The following is a 4,510-nucleotide window of genomic DNA, read 5'->3' as shown; positions in this document are numbered from 1 at the left end:
CGTTATCGCCCTGGTGACGACGCCGCTGCCGACGGCTTTGCCCGCGCCGGCCGCCCCTGCGCCGGAGGGGCTGGCGCTGGCGCTGGGCGAAGCGACTGTGGAGGTTGCAAGTCCTGTCGCCCCGACACCGACCACAGCGGCAACAGCTGAAGCGGTTGGGGCGACCACCGCCGCGACCCTTATCCCAACGCCAACGCTGGCGCCGACAGCCATCCTTTCACCCACCGCACCGCCCCTACCGCCCTACAACCGCATCGCCGGGTTGCCCATCATCCCGCAGAAGTTCAACAATTGCGGCCCGACCAACCTGACGCTGGTGCTCAACTATTACGGCGTGGCTGTGGATCAGTTCGACGTGGCCGCCGTCATCCGGCCGACCTATGAGGATCGCAACGTCTCGCCGGAGGAGATTGTCAGCTACGTGCGCGAGCAGACCGGCCTGGCCGCGTCGGCCTACGTCGGCGGGGACATCGATCTGCTGCGCCGGCTGGTGGACGCTGGTTTTCCGGTGATCATCGAGAAAGGTCTGGAGCCGGACGAGACCACCGGTTGGATGGGGCACTACCTGACCGTCTTCGGCTACGACGACATCACGCAACACCTCTACGTCCGCGACACCTATCTGGGGCCGTGGAAGGGGGATGGACTGGTCGCCTACCAGGACACGGAACGCTACTGGACGCAGTTCAACCACGTGTTCATCGTTGTCCATCCACCAGAGCGGACGGCCGAGCTGGCGGCGCTGCTCGGCCCTGGCTATGAAGGCGCGGCCATGTGGAGCGCCGCCGCCGACCGGGCGCGGGCGACATTAGCCCACGAGCCGGGCAACGCCTTCGCCTGGTTCAATCTGGGGACGAGCCTGACCATGCAGGCACGACAACAGGGGAGCGGCGAGCCTATCGAGGGCAACGGCGCGGCGCTCTACGAAGCCGCCGCGGCGGCGTTCGATCAGGCGCGACTGCTCGGTCTGCCGGCGCGCATGCTGTGGTACCAGTTTGCCCCCTACGAGGCCTATCTGGCTGCCGGCCGGCCGGCCGACGTGCTGGCGCTGGCCGAAGCGACGTTCGCCAGCCAGGGTGGGCGCAGCGTCGAGGAGACGTACCTCTATCAGGGGCACGCCCTGCGCGCCCTGGGCGATGAGCCGGCGGCCCGCGCCGCCTATGACCGCGCCGCCGAACTTAACCCCACGTCGCCGGTTGGGCTGGCTGCTGTCGCCGCCCTGGGCGGCTAACTCTCCTTTTCGCCCAGCGCTTCCCGGTGTTCCACCAGCCAGATGTAGGCGTCCGTCTCCGTCCGGTCGGGGAAGTCGGCCAACACACCCTCTTCGCGAATGGACTGCACGGTCGGCAGGTAGACCTTGTCATACCACGAGGCAACCGCTTCCGGCCACGACACGTCGCGCTGGTATTCTAGCCCCAGGTAGTAGCGGTGTACGTCAATATGGTGCAGTATCTTCTCGTACTTACCCGGCAGGCTGGCCAGTACGTGGGCGTCGGGCCGCAGTTCGTGAAGGCGGGTTTTCTCCATGAACGCGGCATGTTCCTTGTCGCGGATCATCGTGTCGATCCACGTCGCGTGGCGCAAGGTGCGAATGACCCGCCGCACGAGCCGCTGCTGATAGATATCGGCCATCCGTTCCGTGGCCTCGTCGCGCGCCTGTTCCTCAGCCTCGGTTTCCTGAGCGGCTTCCCTCAGGAGCCACTGGTATTCACTGACCCGCAGGTAGAGATCGGCCGGAGTCAAGCTGGGGAACTGTTTGCGCAAACCCTGGGCCTCAATCGCCTCGACCAGTGGCCGGTAAACGCTGCCATACCACGACTCCGCTGCCTCCGAGGGCGACACATCCGCCTGCCGTTCCGTGCCCAGGTAGTAGCGGTGGGCGTCAATGTGTTCGCGCAAACGCTCATATTCGGCCGGATCGCTCAAGTGGAGGTCGGCCTCCGGCTGGAGTTCGCCGAGGCGCGTGTCCTGGCGAAAACGGGCGTAAGCCTTTTCGGATTGCACGGTGTCGATGTCCATGTCGGCTGTCAGGCGGAAAGGGATGTCGATCTCAGTGACGTAGGCGTCGATATCAACCTGGTTCCGGTCGCGCGCCACCGAGACACGGTGGTTGCCGTCCTTGACGAAGTAAACCTCGCCAATCTTGTACAGTTCAACCGGCGGCAGGGAAACATCATTGTAGTGCGCGCGACGTATGTTCACCCAGCGTTCGGTTGTCTGGCGCTGGGTGGGCAGGAAGGCGCGATCAAAGTCGCGATAGCGGCCGACGCTGCCGACGATCTTCTCGATCGGCACCGATTGCAGGCCGATATCTCGCTGCCCGCTATAGGGTAACGCGTGGCGCACTTCATCGAACGGCATCAACTCGTTGTTCCGGCCGGTCAGTCGGGCAATGAGCTTGCGCCAGAGTGAGCGGTAGAAGGCACGCTCGAAGTCGTCGTGGGCCAGTGAGTCGATCACAGGATGACTGGTAGGCAATAAACGCACACAGACCGCCGGGGAGTGCCAGCGATCTGTGTGCGCTGTAGCGTCAGGTAACCAGGTTCAAATCATCGGGCTGTAAGCCGGGTCGTACATGTAGTCCTGAATGTGACCGGCCAAGTCATCGGGTCGCGGCTCGGTAGCCAGCCCCTCGCGCCAGGCGATCTCGGCGACTGCCTCGGCGATGGCCGCCGACACCGAGCGGATGCGCGACAGCACCGGGTAGATGCGGCCGTTCGCCATGTCATCCTCGGTCACCTGGTCGGCCAGGGTGCGCGCGGCGGCCTCGAACATGGCGTCCGTCACGTGGCGCGCCCCACTGACGACGATTCCCAGGCCCACGCCGGGGAAAATGTAGGAGTTGTTGCCCTGCCCGGGATTGTAGGTCTTGCCGTAGAGCTTGACCGACGGGAAGGGGCTGCCGCTGGCAAAGATGGCCCGCCCGCCGGTGTAGGTATACGCTTCCTCGGCCGTGCACTCGGCCTTCGACGTGGGGTTGGACAGGGCGAAGATGATCGGCCGGTCGTTGTACTTCCTCATGCGCTCGATCACCTCGCGCGTGAAGGTATGCGGCTGGCCGGAAACGCCAATGATGGCCGTCGGCCGCACTTCCTCGACCGCCGCCAGGAAATCGGCGACGGGCGGGTGCTCGTGGGCATAGGGCAGCTTGTGCGCCGCCAGATCGGTGCGCGACTTGACCACCAACCCGTGCGAATCGACGAACCAGCAGTGTTGCCGGGCTTCTTCGGGCGTCAGTCCCTCCTTGACCATGGCCGAGACGACCAGATCGGCGATGCCGACGCCGGCCTCGCCCGCGCCCAGGAAGAGCAGGCGCTGATCGCTCAATTGCCGCCGCGGCCCACCCTCGGCGACGATGAGGCGTAGCGCCGCGAACAGCCCGGCCAGCGTCACAGCCGCCGTGCCCTGGATGTCGTCGTTGAAAACGCGGTAGCGCTCGCGGTACTTCTGCAGCAGGTAAAAGGCGTGGGTGTTGGCGAAGTCCTCGAATTGGACCAACACCTGCGGGAAGCGGGTCGTCACGGCCTCCATGAACTCGTCGAGGAACTCGTCGTACGCCTCGCCGCGCAACCGCGCGTGGGGCATGCCAATGTAGAGCGGGTCGTCCTGGAATTGCTTGTTCTCGGTGCCCACGTCGAGCATGATCGGTAGCGTGACCGCCGGCGGGATACCGGCGCAGGCGGTGTAGAGCGCCAGCTTGCCCACCGGGATGCCCATGCCGTTGGCCCCCAGGTCGCCCAGCCCCAAGATGCGTTCGCCGTCGGTGACGACGATGACACGCACGTCATCGCGCGGCCAGTTAGCCAGCAACTCGGCGATGTGCCCCCGATCCTCCGACGAGATAAACAGGCCGCGCGGCCGGCGAAAGATGTGGCCGTACTGTTGGCACGCTTGCCCAACCGTCGGCGTGTAGACGATGGGCATTAGCTCTTCCAGATTGTCGATGATCGTGCGGTAGAACAGCGTCTCATTGCGGTCGGCGGTGTCGATCAGGTGGACGTACTTCTCCAGGTCTGTCGGCTTCTTGCGCAGATTCTCCAGGATGCGCGCTACCTGGTCTTGTAGAGACAGGACGCGGGCCGGCAGCAGACCGCGCAGACCGAACGCCTCACGCTCTTCGGCGCTGAAACCGGTGCCGCGGTTCAACAGGGGATCGTGCAGAAGCTCAAAGCCGTGGGGAATGGCCTCGATCTGACCATCGCGGTTGTGGTCAACGGTCTGGTCGGCCACAGAGGTGAATACAGTGCTCATGTTTCCCTCCGAAATGGCTGGACAACGCGCCATGGCGTCGCCACGGCGGTTTATCCGACTCTAGCGAAACAGGTTCAAGTGGGTTGAAAAGTGGACGCCAAACTTTAGTGTATACCCGAATGGGGCAACGGGCAATGGCGGCGCAGAACATCCTTCCGCACTTTGCCGAGCGCGTTGCGGGGCAGATCGGCCGTGAAGGTGAGCCGGCGCGGGACCTTGTAAGGGGCCAGGTGCGCCCGGCAGTGGGCCAACAAGTGGG

The 4,510-nt window shown here is 64.8% G+C and carries 3 protein-coding genes; 1 reads left to right on the top strand and 2 read right to left on the bottom strand.

The window, feature by feature from the left end; all coding sequences use genetic code 11:
• Positions 1-1,231: C39 family peptidase (locus ACE3UY_RS15505; protein ID WP_374688404.1), on the top strand; the 1,231-nt coding region annotated here is incomplete at its 5' end.
• On the opposite strand, the gene ACE3UY_RS15500 is transcribed toward ACE3UY_RS15505, so the two are convergent.
• Both ACE3UY_RS15500 and ACE3UY_RS15495 read right to left on the bottom strand, forming a co-directional pair.
• Positions 1,228-2,460 carry a hypothetical protein gene (locus ACE3UY_RS15500; RefSeq protein WP_374688403.1) on the bottom strand — a complete coding sequence of 411 codons (1,233 nt, stop codon included), beginning with the start codon at positions 2,458-2,460 and terminating at the stop codon, positions 1,228-1,230. The two genes, ACE3UY_RS15505 and ACE3UY_RS15500, sit on opposite strands and share 4 nt — an antisense overlap.
• A gap of 84 nt (positions 2,461-2,544) precedes the next feature.
• A complete protein-coding gene (locus ACE3UY_RS15495; protein ID WP_374688402.1) occupies positions 2,545-4,251 on the bottom strand; it encodes an NAD-dependent malic enzyme in 1,707 nt (568 codons plus the stop codon).
• Positions 4,252-4,510: the final 259 nt, after the last annotated feature.

Source organism: Promineifilum sp. (SeqCode) (assembly GCF_041918635.1).
In the GTDB taxonomy this organism is placed as follows: domain Bacteria; phylum Chloroflexota; class Anaerolineae; order Promineifilales; family Promineifilaceae; genus Promineifilum.
This window is presented reverse-complemented; position numbering and strand designations above follow the sequence as displayed.

Coding starts and splice junctions, on each gene's coding strand:
- ACE3UY_RS15495 (WP_374688402.1), bottom strand. CDS start 4,251: ATGAGCACTGTATTCACCTCTGTGGCCGACCAGACCGTTGACCACAAC.